Raw genomic sequence first — 13,901 nt, 5'->3', positions numbered from 1 at the left:
CCTTCGGGATCGGACATCCCTTCAGGAACGGACTTCGCGCTTGGCGACGAAGTTGAATTCTTCGACCAGCACGTCCTTGACCACGTCGGAGCCGAGGCGGGCGTTCACCTGCTTGCGGATCTCGGCAAGGCGCTGGGTGACGTTGTAGCGGGACAGGCGTTTGAAATCGATCGCCGGGTCCGTATAGATCTGCCGGAACGTCTCATCGACGACGAAGGCATTCGGCGGCACAGAGAGCGTGTGCATCAGCCGCGCATCGGCAGTAAAGACCAGGACGGCGACGATGTAGCCCTGTACTTTGCCATCGACGACCATCGGCACATTGATGGGTGGCAGTTTCTGGTACTGGAGACCTTCGAGGTAAGGCTCGGTTTTCTTGGCGAACAGCCCCGCCCCCCAGGTCACCGCGGCGTAGCAGGACAGGATGGTGAGGCCGCAGATCCACAGGCCGGTGACGAGGATGCGCATGGCGGGGAGCGGACCTCAGCGCCGGACGTGGCCGGAATAGGTGCCGTCGGATTCCGCCGCGCGCAGGGACTCCGCGACGATGCCGGAGATCTCCTCGACGGCCCGCAGGTGCAGGCCGACGGCGTCCTGATTGCGCTCGAGGGCGCCGCGCAGACGCAGCAGCTGGTCGAGCACCGGCGTGTCGAGTTCGGCGGGATCGAGGTCGCGGGTCAGGCGGGTCAGTTCGAGGAGGCTCTGGCTCTTGCGACGGTTCACCGCCTCCTGGTCGACGGGGTGATGCGCCAGCAGGGCCTCGGTCTCCGCCGTCACGGTGGCTTCCAGGCGCTTCAGGGATGCGAGCAGCATGGGGTTTCAGCTCTCCGAAGTCTTGGTCGACGCGGTCTTGGTCGACGGCGCGACGGCCGCCGCGGGCGGGTTCAGCGGACGCGCCGCCTCGAGCATCCGGGCGATGCCGACGCCGCCGGCCCGGGCGACCTGCGTTCCGACCTGATCGGCGAGCATCGACTTCCAGATCCCGCCGGCATTGCCCTTGCCGAAGACGGCGCTGGCCTTCGAGGGCATCATGGTCTCGACGAACTGGCGCAGGACGAAGGCCTCGAACTGCTTGTAGGGATCGCCCGCCTTGCCGGCGCCCGAGACCGCGTTGTCGGTCTGCAGGGCGGTCAACGTCCCGCGAGCGTCGAGGGGCATGTGCACCGAGACGCCGGCCATGCGGTAGGCATCGCCGAACGCCGCCGGATCGGTCCCGGGGGCCGACAGCTTCGCGGCGGCCTCCTGCACGCGGCCGGGATCGGCGGCGCGGGCCACATCGAGGACGATGTCGGAGGGAGGCGAGATGCTCATGGCAGGCGCTTCAGCGGGTTCGGGGAGCCGGTCCCCGGAAGGCATAGGCGCCCTGGCTTTCGGCAGGCTTGCATCGTGGCCTGGGGATCAGTCGAGCGGCCTTGCCCCGCGTGCGGTCATGAGGTCGAGCTGCTCGAGCAGGGCGTGCTGCTCGCGCTCGTGGTCGCGCAGCTTCAGGAGGCTGTCGGCCTGGCGCTCGGCGCGCTTTTCGGCGAGGCCGCGGGCCTTCAGTATTTCAGACAGTCGTGTCGAGGTCGCGCCGAGTTCGCTCGCCTCCGTGGCGAGGGCGCGCAGGCGCCGCGCGGCGGCGTCGAGGAACAGGCCGTGCATGGTCTCGCCGGCCAGGGTGGCCAGCATGGCCGCCCGGTCGGCCTCGACCCGGGCGGTCCGGGCGCGGTTGGCGGCGAGGTCGCGCTCGGCGAGGCCCCGCATCTGCTCCTGGACCTTGAGCAGGCGCTGAGCGCGCAGGAGCCGGAGGCGGGTGGTCATGGTCTCAGCCCCGGCGCAGGTAGTCGAAGTAGCCCATGACGAACTGCATCATGAACTCGTTGCTGATGAGGTACAGCAGCATCAGGCCACCGGCCATGATGAACGGCGTGGCGATGAAGTAGACCGGGATCTGCGGCACGAGCTTGTTGATGAAGCCGGCGGCCAGGTTCACCGCCACCGCGTAGACGAGGAACGGCGCGGTGATGCGCAGGCCCAGCACGAAGGCGGTGGTCACCTGGTCGACGATGCGCACCAGGGCGACCTGCGAGCCGATGCCCTCGCCGGGCGGGATCCGGCCGTAGGAATCGACGAGGCCGCGGAACAGCTCCCAGTGCAGGTCGGCGGCGAACAGCAGGGCGGCGGCGGCCATCATGATCATCGCCTCCACCGCCGGCACCGGGTCCATGCCCTCGGCCACCGACCCCGGCATGCCGCCGAAGCCCACCATGGTGGCGGCGGCGTTCACCACGGTCTCGAGGACCACGTAGTAGATCCGGCCGAGGAAGCCGAGGACGAGGCCGGTCAGGCTCTCGGTGACGATCCAGCCCAGGGTGGCGCCGGGGTCCTGCGCGGCGAGCTTGCCCTGGAACAGGGGCAGCAGCATCGGGGTCAGGGCGAGCGAGACCGCCAGCGCGATCAGGAGGCGGACCTGCGCGGGCACGCGGGGACTGGAGAAGCCCGGCACGATGAGGAGGCAGGCGCCGACCCGGCAGAAGATCAGGAACACCCCGAGAAAGCTCTCGGGGCCCAGCACCGCCAGGAGCGGCGCCGTCACGAAATCGTCCCGAGGGAGCGGATCTCGACCCCGCGCGCGATCTCCAGGTGCGAGAGGACGGCGAGCGTCGGATAGAGCCGCTCGATGATCATGCGCACGTAGGGGCGGGCGTCCGGCGCGGTCACGAGGGCGAAGTTGCGGGTCTCGCGCATCTGCTTGCGGATCGCCTCCGACGCCTCGGTGCCGAACTGCTCCACGAGGCGCGGGTCGATGTCGAACTCGATGACCTCGCCCTTGCCGTCGCGCTTCAGGCTCTGGTGGAAGGAGAGGTCCCAGGCGCTGCCGAGGCGCAGCACCGCGAGCACGCCGTTCTCGGCGAGGTCGCCGCAGATCTGCTGGGCGATGCGCATGCGGACGTGCTCGGCGATCTGCTCGGCCCGGCGGGCATGGGGCGTGATCTCGGCCACGGCCTCCAGGATGAGGTGCAGGTTGCGGATCGAGACCCGCTCGGAGAGCAGGAGCTTGAGTACTGCCTGCAGGCCCGAATAGGAGATCTGCGAGGGGCAGATCTCGTCGAGCAGGCGCTTGTACTCGGGGTCGAGCCGGTCGAGCAGGTTGCGCATGTCCTTGTAGGACAGGAGCGTGGGCAGGTTGTTGCGGATGACCTCGGAGAGGTGGGTCAGCAGCACGGAGGAGCCGTCGATCGGCTCGAAGCCGCCGCGCCGCACTTCGCCCGCATAGGCGTCGAGGACCCAGCGCGCCTTCATGCCGAAGGCGGGCTCGCGGACCTCGTCGCTCGGCACGTCCGGCACGGGCCCATCGCCGGTGACCACGAGGAGCTCGCCCGGGCGCAGTTCCTGGGTCGCCACCACGGTGCCGTGGATGAGGATCTGGTAGCATTTCGGCGGCACGGCGAGGCTGTCGGTGAGCTTGATGTCGGGCACGACGAAGCCGTACTGGCGCGCGAACTTGCGGCGCATCTTGGCGACCCGGTGCGACAGCTCGGACTGCGTCCCCTGGACCTGGGCCGCGATCTGGCGCCCGAGGCAGAGCTCGATCTCCGGGGTCTTCAGCGACTCCTTGACGGATTCGCGCAGCGCGACCTGCTTCTTCTCCTCCTCGGCCTCCGCCTTGGCATCGACGATCGCCTTCTGGGCGGCGAGCTTCTTCGGGATCGCGTAGGCGGTGAAGGCCATCAGCCCGGAGAGCGCCATGAAGGGCACGAAGGGCAGGCCCGGCACCAGGGCGAACAGGAACATGAGGGCCGCGGCCACCGAGAGGGCGCGCGGGTAGGCCCCGAGCTGGCCCATCACCGCCTGCTCGGCGGTGCCCCGCGTGCCGCCCTTCGAGACCAGGAGGCCGGCGGCCAGCGAGACGATCAGGGCGGGGATCTGCGAGACGAGGCCGTCGCCCACCGAGAGCTTGGTGAACACGTCGGCCGCCTGGCCCAGTGGCATGCCGTGGCGGGTGGTGCCGATGATGATGCCGCCGAACACGTTGACGGCGATGGTGATGAGGGAGGCGATGGCCTCGCCGCGCACGAACTTCGAGGCGCCGTCCATGGAGCCGAAGAAGGCGCTCTCCTCCTCCAGCTCGCGCCGGCGGTGCTGGGCCTCCTTGTCGTCGATCAGGCCCGCGTTCAGGTCGGCGTCGATCGCCATCTGCTTGCCGGGGATCGCGTCGAGGGTGAAGCGCGCGCCCACCTCGGCGATGCGGGTGGCGCCCTTGGTGATGACGAGGAAGTTCACCGTGATCAGGATCAGGAAGACCACGATTCCGATGACGAAGTCGCCGCTCATCACGAACTGCGAGAAGCCCTGGATGACGTGGCCGGCCGCCGACACGCCGTGCTGGCCGTTGGCCAGGATCAACCGGGTGGTGGCGATGCCGAGGGCCAGGCGCAGCAGGGTCGCGATCAGCAGGACGGTGGGGAAGGCCGAGAATTCCAGCGGTTTCTTGATCCAGAGGGCCACCATCAGGATCAGCACCGACAGGGCGATCGAGAAGGCGAGCCCGATGTCGAGCAGGATCGCCGGCACCGGCAGGAACAGGATCGCCAGGATGGCGACGATGCCCGCCGCGAACCCGATGTCCCTCTGGGACCGGCGCTCTCCTGCGATCGTGGCGCTTGCCGCCATGGCGGATCCTCAACCCCCGTGAATCAACACGGGCTTGTCGCGCCGCAAGCTTGCGCGAGGGTCGCCTGGCATCGGGCACGGCCTCGGAGACGCGACCGAACGGGCGCGACGCGCGTTGAGGGGACGTCGATTCCGCCGCGCGGGTGCGCGCGTGCTAAGATCATTGTCTGCATCGGCGCCGCGCGTTGGGATTTCGAACCCAGCGGGCGTCGCCCGTCCCGTGTCCCTGGAAAGTCCCGATCGCCCCATGCCTGATCTACGCCTCGTCCTCCCCCTCCTCGGTGCCGTCCTGGTTTCGGGCACCGCGTCGGCCGAACCCACGCCGATCCGCGAGCTGCTCAAGCTCTCCTGCACCGGGGACTACCTCGAGCACTGCAGCATGCATCCCCCCGGCGGACCGGAGGTCGAGGCCTGCTTCCGGCAGAACCTGCGCAAGCTCTCGCCGGACTGCGCCCGGGCGATCCGGTCCTACCAGCGCGAGAAGAAGTCCACCCGCTGAGGGCCGCCCGCGCTGGGCCCCCCGCCGCAACCGTCTCAGGATCACCCCGTGTCGCAGGCCGAGGCCAGCACGCCGACCGATCCGGACGCCGTCCGGTTCCGCGATGCCGGCGAGGCGGCGCTCGTCGTCGAGTTCGGCGCGCGGGTCGATCCGGCCCTGAACGCGCGGGTGCTCGCCCTGGACGCGGCCCTGGCGCAGGACCCGGTCGCCGGCATGCTGGAGACGGTGCCGACCTATCGCTCGCTGATGATCCACTACGACCCGCTGGTGCTCGACCGCGACGCCCTCGCGGCCCGGGTGGGCGGCCTCCTCGACCGGCCCCCGGCAGGATCGCGCCCCGGCCGCACCTGGACGCTGCCCTGCTGCTACGATCCGGCCTTGGCGGAGGATTTGGCGGAGGATCTCGGGGCGGTCGCCGACTGGGCCGGCCTGGCGCCCGCGGATGTGGCCGCGCGTCACGCAAGCGGCACCTACCGGGTCTACATGTACGGCTTCGCGCCGGGCTTCGCCTATCTGGGCGGCCTGCCGGAGACCCTCGCGATTCCCCGCCGCCGGACGCCGCGTCCGCCCCATCCCGCCAACGCCCTCCTGGTGGGCGGCGGCCTCGCGGCGGTGGCGACCGTCCCGATGCCCACGGGCTGGTACGTCGTCGGCCGGACCCCGGAGCGGCTCTATTCCGAGGCCCGCCCGCAGAGCTTCCTCGTCGAGCCCGGCGACGGCTTGCGCTTCGAGCCGATCGACGCGGCCACCTTCGCGGCCCTCGAGGCCCGCGCGGCGCGCGGGGAGATCCTCGCGCGGAGGGACCCGTGATGGACGGACCCGTGACGGAAGAGCCCGTGAAGGAGGAGCCCGTGAAGGAGGAGCCCGTGACGGCGCAGGCCACGCTTCGGATCCTCTCGGCCGGGGCGGGCGTCACCCTGCAGGATGCCGGCCGGCACGGCTATCTCCGCTACGGCATCACGCCGGCCGGGCCGATGGATCCCCTCGCCCACGCCACCGCCAACCGCGCCCTCGACAATCCCCCGGGCGCCACCGCCATCGAGGTCTCCCTCGGCGGATTGTCGCTCACGGCGGAGGCGACCGCCCTCGACGTCGCCCTGGCGGGCGGCGACCTGCGCATCGACCTCGACGGGCGCCCCCTGCCCGGCGCCGTCGCCCTCACCCTGCGGCCGGGCGCGCGGCTCACCCTGCGGGCGGGCCGGGCCGGGGCCTGGTGCAGCCTGGCGGTGGCGGGCGAGATCGCCGTGGCGCCGGTGCTGGGCTCGACGGCGACCCACACCCGCTCCGGGCTCGGCGGCCTGCACGGTCGCGGCCTGCGGGCGGGCGACGCCCTCGCGGTCCGGGCCGCGCGCGCCTCGGTCGGCGACCCGTGCCGCCTCGCGGCGCCCTGGCTGCATCGGCCGCCGGACGTGATCCGCGTCGTCCTCGGACCGCAGGACGATCTGTTCGAGGCGTCCGCCCTCGAGACCTTCCTGGCGGGTGCCTGGCGGATCGGCCCGCGCGGGGACCGCATGGCCAGCTTCCTCGAGGGCCCGTCCCTCCGGGCTCGGACCCACGACATCGTCTCCGACGGCATCGCCATGGGGGCGATCCAGGTCCCGGGCTCGGGCCAGCCCCTGGTGCTCATGGCCGACCGCCAGCCCACCGGCGGCTACCCGAAGATCGCCACGGTGATCGGCGCCGATCTCGGCCGCCTGGCCCAGGCCCAGGCGGGCACGGCGTTGCGCTTCGCCGCCGTCGACCGCGCGCAGGCGGTGGCGGCGCGGCGGGCGGAGCGCGACGTCCTGATCCCCGACATCCCGCGCCAGCCCGTCCTGCGCACCGACTTCCCGTCCGAATTCCTGCTCGGGACCAACCTCATCGACGGCGTCGTCGGTTAGGATCGCGCCGCCAGCGGCCGGGGGTCGCGCCGAGCCGGGGATGCGCCAGATGCCGACCATCGACCTGAATGCCGATCTGGGGGAAGGCTTCGGCGCCTATCGCTGCGGCGACGATGCGGCGATGCTCGCCCTGGTGACCTCGGCCAACGTCGCCTGCGGCTTCCATGCCGGCGACCCCGAGATCATGGCCGAGACCTTCGCCCTGGCGCGGGCGCGGGGCGTCGCCGTGGGGGCGCATCCGGGCTTTCCCGACCTCGCCGGCTTCGGGCGCCGGCCGATGCCGTTCGGCCCGGCCGAGATCGAGCGGCAGGTCGCCTACCAGGTCGGCGCCGCGCAGGCGCTGGCCGCCCTGGCGGGCCATCGCCTGACCTACGTCAAGGCGCACGGGGCGCTGGCCAACCGCGCGGCGGCGGAGCGGGACGTGGCGGATGCGATCGCGCGGGCGGTGCGCGCGGTCGATCCCGCCCTCGGCCTCCTGGCCATCGCCCGGACCGAGCAGGTCGCGGCCGGCGAGGCGGCGGGCCTGGCCGTCCATGCGGAGATCTTCGCCGACCGCGGCTACACAGAGGCGGGCCAGCTGATCCCGCGCGGCCAGCCCGGCGCGCTCATCACGCAGGCCGAGGCGGCGGCGGACCGGGTCCTGGCGATGGTGCAGGCCGGCGGCCTCCTCACGGCGGAGGGCTCCCTGCTGCCGACGCGGATCGACTCGGTCTGCGTGCACGGCGACAGCGCGCATGCGGTGGGCCTGGCGCGGGCGGTGCGGGCGCGGCTGGAGACGGCCGGGATCGTCCTGCGGGGCCTCGGTCAGAACCCGGTGACGATGCGCCCGTAGGTGGCCTCGGCGAAGGTGTAGATCTGCGCCCCGATGAAGGAGCTGGTCACGAGGAGCACCAGCAGGATCACCACGATCTTGGGCACGAAGGTGAGCGTGACCTCCTGGATCTGGGTCAGCGCCTGGAGCAGCGCCACCAGGATGCCGATCAGCATCGCGGCGCCGATCGCGGGTCCCGCCGCGACGATCACGGTCCAGATCGCGGCGCGCACGAGTTCGAGGGCGTCGACCTCGTTCATCCGGGGAGCGGCCTTGTCCTGTGGGGTTTCGCGTCCACTCTACGCCGGAACGCCGTCACTGCGACAGGGAAATGCCCTGCGCCAGGAGCACGTCCTGGCCGTTGGTGAGGCGGGCCAGGGCGCCCTCGCTGGTGATCTTCACGGACTGGACCTCGCCCGTGACCGTGCCGTCCGAGGACGTGATGGTGCGGCCGATGATCTGGTCGGCCTGCGACAGGAAGCTCGAGGAGAGCAGCGAGTCGAGCTTGGTGTTGGTCTTGGTCGCCTGCTCCACCTGCGAGAAGGTCGCCAGCTCGCTGACATAGGCCGTGGAATCCATCGGCTTCGTCGGATCCTGGTTCTTCAGCTGCGTCATCAGCAGGGTGAGGAAGGTGTCGGCGTTCATCGAGGCGGCGATGCCGGTCGCGGACTTGGTGGCGGCGGCGGTGGCGGCCGTCTGGGATGTGGCCGTGCTGGGGACGCTGGCGACGCTCATCGGCGGGCCTCCTGGTTCGATGGCCCGGTCAGGCCGGGTGGACGGGGGATACGACGGGCGCGGCCCGCAGCACCGGTGCGGCGGCCCCTACCGGAGCGGGGGCGGCCGAGGGGGCGGCCGAGGGGGCGGCCATGAGGGCGGCTTCCGCCGCGTAGAGCCCGCGGATCAGCTTGAGCGCCTCGATCAGCCGGCCCGCCTCGACGAGCCGGCCGGCGCCGAGGACGCCCTCGCGGATCTCCGGATCGGCGACGACGGCGAGGAGACCCGCCTGCAGGGTGCGGCAGAGCTCGCGGGCGCCGTCCGCGTTGGCCGGATCGATCACCAGCGCCTGGACCGCGAAGTAGAGCTGGCGCAGGGGCGTGGTCGCCGCCTCCGCCTGCAGCACGTGGGTCTCGAGCAGGAAGGTGGCGTCGTTCAGAAGCTCCAGGGAGACCTTCCGATCGACGCGCAGGACCGCGCCGTTCACGTAGACGCGCTCGCCGGCGCGCAGGGACAGGCGCATGGTCCGGCTCACCGCAGGCCGTCCCGGATCGAGGTGTTGACCGCGATGAGCGCCGACAGGGCGCGGTCGGGCTCGGCGATGACGGCGTTGGCCTCGTGCATGCTCCACAGGCCGATGGAGACGAGGTCGGCGCGCAGGTCCGGCGGCAGGCCGTTCTCCTCGCTCTGGAGGTCCTCGATGAGCACGCCCCAGAGGCTCTGCAGGAAGCCGGCCGCCATGGCGCGATCCGGCTGCTGGGCATCGGGCCGGTCGGCGATGCGCAGCAGGTCGAGCGCCCGGTCGAAGGCGGCGCGCTCGCGCTCGCGCGCGATGGCCGGGGCCTCCTCCAGGATCTCGGCGTAGGAAAACTGGTACATATCGGTCCTGTCCCGTGTATCCGCGGCCCGCCGCGCCCGGGCGCGGATCGGACCGATGAGCCGTTGGGGCCGACGGAGCCTTCCGGGGAAGGCGCCCGCCGCCGGGTCGTGACGGGGCTCGGTCGTCCGGGCCCCGCGCCGCGCTAGAGGTAGTTGACGAGGGAGAGCTGCCGCAGCTGCGCGGTCAGGGCGTAGGAGATCTGCACCTGCGTCGACAGGCGGTCGACCCGGGTCTTGGCCTCGGCCCGGTCCACGCCCTCCATGTCCATGATCTGGGCGTCGAGCAGCGAGGCCTGCGACTCGAGCCGGGTGTTGGCCGCCGCGATCGCGGCCTGCGAGCGGCCGAGATCGGCCTGGAGCGTGATCAGGCCCTTGCTCGCCTCGCCCAGCAGCCCGGCGACCCGCGTGGTCAGGACGCCCTGGGCGGCCGCCGAGAGGTTCGCGGACCCGAGTTCGGAGGCCATCACGTAGGCCATGGCGAGCTTGCGCAGGGCCGGTGCGTTGGCGCTCGCCGACGTCTCCACCGTCTCGCTGAGCGAGATCTGGTTGGTCAGGGGCGCGGTGCCGGCCGCGGACCAGGTCGTCCCCCACGACGCTTCGGCGAACAGGCCCTGGAAGGCCGGCCCGTCGAGGAAGGCCGCCATGTCGCCCTCCGTGATCGCGCTCACGCCGGCGCTGTCCTGCGACAGCCCGAAGGCCGCGCGGAAGGCCGCGTCGACGGCGGTCTTCGCCGGGGAGGCCGGACTCGTCGCGTAGGTGGACATCGGCGCCGCGGCGGTCCGGGTGCCGCCGAAGACGTACTGGCCGCCCGCGGAGGTGTTGAGGAGCGCGGTCAGGGTGCCGAGCCGGTTCGCCGCCATGTCCTTGAGGACGCCGGCCCGCTTGTCCTCGGGGACGCCCGTCAGCGCCGTCAGGGTGGCGTCGGCCCCGTCCTGGATCTGCTTCAGGACGGCCTGCGAGGTGCCGAGCCGGAGGCTCGCGGCGTTGTTGCTGTCGCGCAGGGCGGCGAGCTCGGCGCTCTTCTGGCGCAGCCCGACGGCGAGGCCGGTGCGGCTGCCGAGCGCCAGGCCGACATCGGCATAACGGCCGGTGACGATCTCCTGGTTGGCCTGCGCCATGTCGGACTGCATGCGGGCCACGCCGATGCGCGGCGTGTTCCAGAAGCTCAGGGTGGAGAGGGCGTTGGTCCGCATGGGGTCTATCGCACCGCGTCCATCAGGGTTTTCAGGAGATCGTTCACCAGGGTCAGCAGCTTGGCCGAGGCGGTGTAGGACCGTTCGAGCGCGAGGGTCGTCGCCGTCTCGTCGTCGGTGTTGACGCCGGTGGCGTTCGAATAGGCGTCGGAGGCGCGGGCGAGCAGCGTCGACTGGTAGTTCGACTCCGCGGTGGCGGCCTGCCGCTTGCCCGCGAGCCAGCCCACGGACGCCGTGGCGAAATCCTGGAGGCTGCCGCGGCTGGGAAGATCCGCCGAGGCGTCGAAGGCGCGGTCGGCCGTCAGGACAGAGGCCAGCGTCCGCAGACGGCCCGCGAAGGCGGTGCCGCCGCTGGCCGCCGGGTTCGACCGGTAATCGGCCCCCGCGATGCCGCCGTCCCGCAGCAGCGCGACGTCGCCGCCGCGCTGCGGATCGACCGAGGCGTTGACCCGGAGCCGGGCGGCCAGCCCGGTGGCGGCGAAGGGACCGCTCGGCACCGACCCGCCGGCATCCGCCGCGAACAGGCCGGCCGCCCGCGGCGGGACCCCGCCCGTAACGCCGAAGCCGACATCGACCAGCGTCCGGCCGGCCGTGGCGTCCAGGTTCTGGACCGTGAGCTGCGCGGCGGCCCCCGAGGCCGCCGCGGCGGTGAAGGTGAGGCGCCCGGCGCCGTCGAGGGCGGCGGTGACCTTGCCGGAGAGCGACGGCGTCGCGGTGTCGGCGGCGATCCGGCCGTTGATCGCGGCGACGAGCTCGGCCGGGGTCACCCGGGACGGGTCGGCGGCCGCACCCGCCATCGTGCTCGCGTTCAGCACGATCTTGACGGCGGAGCCGTCGGCGAGGCTAAGGGCGAACGCCACTTCGTTGGCGCCGCCGAGATCCGCCGTCCCGGCCGTGCCCGCGGCGGCCCCCGGGCGGAACGCCTCCGTCGTGGCGAGGGCGCCGAGGGCGCTCACCTGGCGCGTCGCTTGGTTCAGGACGCGGGTCCCGGTCTCGGCGAAGGCGTCGATGAGGCTGGCGGCGATCCCGTCGAGCTGGGATTCGTAGCGGGTCGCCACGCCGTCGCGCAGCTCCGCCAGGCCGGCGATGCGGCCGGACTGCACCGGCATCGGGGAATCGGCGCCCGTCACCGGCACGCCGTCGACGATGACGGCGGCCCCGGTGGTGCCGGCCGGGAAGGCGGCGGTGGGCGTGAAGGCGACGCGCCGGGCGCTGCGCTCGAACAGGGGGACGCCGCTGTCGGTGTAGATCGCGACGTCGTTGCCGGCGCGCACGACCGTGGAGATGCCGATCTCCTGGGACAGGCCGGCGAGGATGCGGTCGCGGTCGTCGAGGGCGTCGGTCACGTCGCTGCCGTTCGCGGTGCCGCGGGTCACGACCCGGTTGGCGGCCTCGAACTGGGACAGGAGGTCGTTGATGCGCACGACCGACTCGGCGAGGCCGGCATCGGCCTGCGCGCGCACGGTCTCGACGGCCGCCGCGCTGCTGTTCAGGCTCGTCGCGAGGTCGCGCGCCCGGTCGACCGCGTCGCGCGCCAGCGCCACGTCGTCGGGCTGGTTGGCCGCGGCCTTCAGGGCCGCGTTGAGGGCCCCGAGGCGCGCGGCCGGAGAGGTGCCGTCGCCGGTGTCGCCGATGGTCCCCTGAAGGGTGGCGAGACCGTCGAGCACGGCCTCGCTCGCGGCCACGGAGGAGGTCCCGGCGAGCTTGCGGTCGAACAGGGCGACGTCGGTGGCCCGCTGGATCGAGACCGCGCTGCCCCCGCCGGCCGCCACCAGGTTGGCGATCTTGCGGGTGTAGAACGGATCGCTCGCCCCGGCCGTGTTGCGCGCGGCGACGGCGATCTGCGTCGAGGTCGCGAGTAGCGAGGTCCGGGCGGAGTTGAGGGCGAGGGCGAGGCCCATCGGGTGTGTCCTGGAAAGCGGGCGGATGGTGGGCGGCGGGCGCCGCCGCACCGGGGGGGCGCGGCGGACGGGGCGTCGAGGCCCGGCGCCGGAGCCCGGTGCCGGAGCCCGGTGCCGGGCTCCGGCGTGGCCTCAGCGCTTGAGGTTCATCAGGGTCTCGAGCAGCTCGTTGCCGGTCATGAACACCTTCGAGTTGGCGGTGTAGACGGTCTGCGACTCGATCATCGAGGTCAGCTCGGTGCTGACGTCGACGTTGGACTGCTCCAGGGCGCTCGCCTTGAGGGTGCCGAGGCCGCCGAGACCGGCGAAGCCGATCTGGAGGTCGCCGGAGTTCAGCGACGGCAGGTAGACGTTGCCGGCGCGTGGATCGAGATTGTCGGGGCTCTTCACCTCGGCGATCGGGATCTTGAAGGCCTCGAGGCGGGTGCCGTCGGCGTAGGTCGCGTAGACGAGGCCGTCCGGGCCGAATTCGGTGCCGGTCACGGCCGAGGGCGCCTTGCCGTTGGCGGTGCCCTTGAGGGCGTCGGCGCCGGCGAGCTGCGTCATGCCGCTCATGTCGAGGGTGAAGGGCTCGCCCCCGGGAATCGTGAAGCTCGCGGTGGTCGGGCCGGAGAGCTTGCCGTCGGCGTTGAAGACGAACTGGATCGGCGCGGTCAGGGCCGTCTGGTCCGGTCCATAGACCGAGGCGGTCCAGGTGTTGGGGAGGACCGGCGGAGTGGCGGCCGCGTCCGCGGGCGCGTGCTTCAGGTAGATGTCGAGGGTGACGCTGTTGCCGAGCTTGTCGTAGGTGACGAGCGAGGTCTTCTTCGAATAGTTCGTCGGCGACACGGTTCCGCCGAGCGTCGGCGTGTCGGCCGCGAGGTTGCCGCCCATCGTCGCCTTGGTGGAGGGCGACGCCCGGAGGCCGAGGCTCGCCATGTTCACGGGCACCAGCCCGTCGGTGCTGTTGAGGGCGGGGGTCGGCGCCTGGCCGTCGACGAGGCTGTAGCCCATCAGGGTGAAGCCGCCGGCGTTGACGAGGTTGCCCGTCGGCCCGTCCACCACGAAGTTGCCGGCGCGGGTCAGGTAGGACGCCTTGTTGTCGTCCTGCACCACGAAGAAGCCGTTGCCCTGGATGGCGAGGTCGGTCTTCGAGGACGTGAAGGTGACCGGGCCCTGGGTACCGATCGACCGGCGGATCGTGGTCTCGACCGCGCCGGAGGTGTAGTTCGCCGTGGAGCCGCCATCGATCAGCAGGGACGAGAACTCGGCCGCCGAGCGCTTGTAGCCCGTGGTGCTCGAGTTCTGGACGTTCTCGGCGACGGTGGAGATGCGGTTCGACTGCGCATTCATGCCGGAGACGCCGGTGCGCAAAACGCTGATGAGACTCAT

The 13,901-nt window shown here is 72.0% G+C and carries 17 protein-coding genes; 4 read left to right on the top strand and 13 right to left on the bottom strand.

Translation table 11 applies throughout. The features are described 5' to 3' along the window. Positions 1 to 21 precede the first annotated feature (21 nt). The 6 genes from ASG63_RS06315 to flhA all read right to left on the bottom strand — a co-directional run bounded on the left by ASG63_RS06315 (position 22) and on the right by flhA (position 4,653). The gene (locus ASG63_RS06315; protein ID WP_056213214.1) at positions 22 to 468 is read right to left on the bottom strand and encodes a hypothetical protein; all 447 of its coding nucleotides are present in this window, start codon (positions 466 to 468) and stop codon (positions 22 to 24) included. Between the two features lie 15 nt (positions 469 to 483). Further along, positions 484 to 813, bottom strand: coding sequence for a hypothetical protein (locus ASG63_RS06310; RefSeq protein WP_056213212.1), 330 nt, complete (start codon positions 811 to 813; stop codon positions 484 to 486). A 6-nt stretch (positions 814 to 819) separates the two neighbouring features. Continuing rightward, complete coding sequence (locus ASG63_RS06305) at positions 820 to 1,311, bottom strand: rod-binding protein (protein ID WP_056213211.1); 492 nt, start codon at positions 1,309 to 1,311, stop codon at positions 820 to 822. An 87-nt stretch (positions 1,312 to 1,398) separates the two neighbouring features. After that, the gene (locus ASG63_RS06300; protein ID WP_056213209.1) at positions 1,399 to 1,800 is read right to left on the bottom strand and encodes a hypothetical protein; all 402 of its coding nucleotides are present in this window, start codon (positions 1,798 to 1,800) and stop codon (positions 1,399 to 1,401) included. 4 nt (positions 1,801 to 1,804) lie between these two features. After that, a complete protein-coding gene (fliR, locus tag ASG63_RS06295) occupies positions 1,805 to 2,575 on the bottom strand; it encodes a flagellar biosynthesis protein FliR (RefSeq protein ID WP_056213207.1) in 771 nt (256 codons plus the stop codon). Beyond that, positions 2,572 to 4,653: a flagellar biosynthesis protein FlhA gene (flhA, locus tag ASG63_RS06290; protein ID WP_056213205.1), complete on the bottom strand. Its 2,082-nt coding sequence runs from the start codon at positions 4,651 to 4,653 to the stop codon at positions 2,572 to 2,574. Before flhA ends, fliR begins: the two co-directional genes overlap by 4 nt. A 247-nt stretch (positions 4,654 to 4,900) precedes the next feature. Between flhA and ASG63_RS06285 the strand changes: the two genes are divergently transcribed. From ASG63_RS06285 to ASG63_RS06270, 4 genes are read left to right on the top strand one after another with little or no spacing between them, the layout of a single operon-like run. Beyond that, a complete protein-coding gene (locus ASG63_RS06285; protein WP_056213202.1) occupies positions 4,901 to 5,152 on the top strand; it encodes a hypothetical protein in 252 nt (83 codons plus the stop codon). Between the two features lie 48 nt (positions 5,153 to 5,200). Further along, on the top strand, positions 5,201 to 5,962 hold the full coding sequence (locus tag ASG63_RS06280; RefSeq protein WP_056213199.1) for a 5-oxoprolinase subunit B family protein: 762 nt from the start codon (positions 5,201 to 5,203) through the stop codon (positions 5,960 to 5,962). After that, on the top strand, positions 5,962 to 7,032 hold the full coding sequence (locus tag ASG63_RS06275; RefSeq protein ID WP_082559197.1) for a biotin-dependent carboxyltransferase family protein: 1,071 nt from the start codon (positions 5,962 to 5,964) through the stop codon (positions 7,030 to 7,032). The genes ASG63_RS06280 and ASG63_RS06275 overlap by 1 nt, the downstream gene beginning before the upstream one ends. Before the next feature lie 49 nt (positions 7,033 to 7,081). Next, entirely contained in the window at positions 7,082 to 7,864 is a 783-nt protein-coding gene (locus ASG63_RS06270) for a 5-oxoprolinase subunit PxpA (protein WP_082487887.1), read from the top strand. On the opposite strand, the gene ASG63_RS06265 is transcribed toward ASG63_RS06270, so the two are convergent. The 7 genes from ASG63_RS06265 to ASG63_RS06235 all read right to left on the bottom strand — a co-directional run bounded on the left by ASG63_RS06265 (position 7,837) and on the right by ASG63_RS06235 (position 13,901). Continuing rightward, the gene (locus ASG63_RS06265) at positions 7,837 to 8,103 is read right to left on the bottom strand and encodes a flagellar biosynthetic protein FliQ (protein ID WP_056181443.1); all 267 of its coding nucleotides are present in this window, start codon (positions 8,101 to 8,103) and stop codon (positions 7,837 to 7,839) included. The two genes, ASG63_RS06270 and ASG63_RS06265, sit on opposite strands and share 28 nt — an antisense overlap. Positions 8,104 to 8,158: 55 nt before the next feature. Next, positions 8,159 to 8,578, bottom strand: a complete 420-nt coding sequence (flgD, locus tag ASG63_RS06260) for a flagellar hook assembly protein FlgD (RefSeq protein WP_056213421.1) — start codon at positions 8,576 to 8,578, stop codon at positions 8,159 to 8,161. Positions 8,579 to 8,606: 28 nt separating this feature from the next. Next, positions 8,607 to 9,080 (bottom strand): flagellar biosynthesis repressor FlbT, encoded by a 474-nt coding sequence (gene flbT, locus ASG63_RS06255; RefSeq protein WP_056274198.1) that lies wholly within the window; start codon positions 9,078 to 9,080, stop codon positions 8,607 to 8,609. A gap of 8 nt (positions 9,081 to 9,088) precedes the next feature. Further along, on the bottom strand, positions 9,089 to 9,436 hold the full coding sequence (gene flaF / locus ASG63_RS06250; protein ID WP_056213195.1) for a flagellar biosynthesis regulator FlaF: 348 nt from the start codon (positions 9,434 to 9,436) through the stop codon (positions 9,089 to 9,091). Positions 9,437 to 9,579: 143 nt separating this feature from the next. Further along, on the bottom strand, positions 9,580 to 10,629 hold the full coding sequence (locus ASG63_RS06245) for a flagellar hook-associated family protein (RefSeq protein WP_056213193.1): 1,050 nt from the start codon (positions 10,627 to 10,629) through the stop codon (positions 9,580 to 9,582). Between the two features lie 5 nt (positions 10,630 to 10,634). After that, positions 10,635 to 12,530, bottom strand: a complete 1,896-nt coding sequence (gene flgK / locus ASG63_RS26360) for a flagellar hook-associated protein FlgK (RefSeq protein WP_056213191.1) — start codon at positions 12,528 to 12,530, stop codon at positions 10,635 to 10,637. Positions 12,531 to 12,662: 132 nt separating this feature from the next. Further along, a complete protein-coding gene (locus ASG63_RS06235) occupies positions 12,663 to 13,901 on the bottom strand; it encodes a flagellar hook protein FlgE (RefSeq protein WP_056213189.1) in 1,239 nt (412 codons plus the stop codon).

The organism is Methylobacterium sp. Leaf94 (assembly GCF_001426045.1).
GTDB lineage: Bacteria > Pseudomonadota > Alphaproteobacteria > Rhizobiales > Beijerinckiaceae > Methylobacterium.
Note: the sequence above shows the minus strand (reverse complement) of the source record. Positions and strands in the feature narration are given on the sequence as shown.

What these genes read in the sequence shown, in the direction of transcription:
- ASG63_RS06310 (WP_056213212.1), bottom strand. Translation starts at nt 813, where the DNA reads ATGCTGCTCGCATCCCTGAAGCGCCTGGAAGCCACCGTGACGGCGGAG.
- ASG63_RS06245 (WP_056213193.1), bottom strand. Translation starts at nt 10,629, where the DNA reads ATGCGGACCAACGCCCTCTCCACCCTGAGCTTCTGGAACACGCCGCGC.
- ASG63_RS06305 (WP_056213211.1), bottom strand. Translation starts at nt 1,311, where the DNA reads ATGAGCATCTCGCCTCCCTCCGACATCGTCCTCGATGTGGCCCGCGCC.
- flhA (WP_056213205.1), bottom strand. Translation starts at nt 4,653, where the DNA reads ATGGCGGCAAGCGCCACGATCGCAGGAGAGCGCCGGTCCCAGAGGGAC.
- ASG63_RS06315 (WP_056213214.1), bottom strand. Translation starts at nt 468, where the DNA reads ATGCGCATCCTCGTCACCGGCCTGTGGATCTGCGGCCTCACCATCCTG.
- flgK (WP_056213191.1), bottom strand. Translation starts at nt 12,530, where the DNA reads ATGGGCCTCGCCCTCGCCCTCAACTCCGCCCGGACCTCGCTACTCGCG.
- flaF (WP_056213195.1), bottom strand. Translation starts at nt 9,436, where the DNA reads ATGTACCAGTTTTCCTACGCCGAGATCCTGGAGGAGGCCCCGGCCATC.
- flbT (WP_056274198.1), bottom strand. Translation starts at nt 9,080, where the DNA reads ATGCGCCTGTCCCTGCGCGCCGGCGAGCGCGTCTACGTGAACGGCGCG.
- ASG63_RS06270 (WP_082487887.1), top strand. Translation starts at nt 7,082, where the DNA reads ATGCCGACCATCGACCTGAATGCCGATCTGGGGGAAGGCTTCGGCGCC.
- ASG63_RS06275 (WP_082559197.1), top strand. Translation starts at nt 5,962, where the DNA reads ATGGACGGACCCGTGACGGAAGAGCCCGTGAAGGAGGAGCCCGTGAAG.
- ASG63_RS06235 (WP_056213189.1), bottom strand. Translation starts at nt 13,901, where the DNA reads ATGAGTCTCATCAGCGTTTTGCGCACCGGCGTCTCCGGCATGAATGCG.
- ASG63_RS06265 (WP_056181443.1), bottom strand. Translation starts at nt 8,103, where the DNA reads ATGAACGAGGTCGACGCCCTCGAACTCGTGCGCGCCGCGATCTGGACC.
- ASG63_RS06285 (WP_056213202.1), top strand. Translation starts at nt 4,901, where the DNA reads ATGCCTGATCTACGCCTCGTCCTCCCCCTCCTCGGTGCCGTCCTGGTT.
- flgD (WP_056213421.1), bottom strand. Translation starts at nt 8,578, where the DNA reads ATGAGCGTCGCCAGCGTCCCCAGCACGGCCACATCCCAGACGGCCGCC.
- ASG63_RS06300 (WP_056213209.1), bottom strand. Translation starts at nt 1,800, where the DNA reads ATGACCACCCGCCTCCGGCTCCTGCGCGCTCAGCGCCTGCTCAAGGTC.